The 275-nt window shown below is 38.9% G+C and carries 1 protein-coding gene; it reads right to left on the bottom strand.

The features are described from left to right. The coding region (locus SB775_RS29205) for a CBS domain-containing protein (protein WP_410864721.1) at positions 1 to 275 on the bottom strand (275 nt) is incomplete at both ends.

The following is a 275-nucleotide window of genomic DNA, read 5'->3' as shown; positions in this document are numbered from 1 at the left end:
CACTTCGTTGATTTCATCAATATCGAATTCATCACGAATTTCACCGACGATTTCTTCAAGGATGTCTTCAACAGTAACAAGACCTGCTGTACCGCCATATTCATCTGATAAGATTGCCATGTGTACACGTTCACGCTGCATTTTTAGCAGTAAATCATGAACAGGAACCGTTTCAATCACATGAATAATCGGATTCACAAATTTTTCGATCGTATCACTTGTAGAACATTCACCGCTAATGCACGCAGTGAGAACCTCTTTAATATTCACAACAC

Source organism: Peribacillus sp. SIMBA_075 (assembly GCF_046534585.1).
This window is presented reverse-complemented; position numbering and strand designations above follow the sequence as displayed.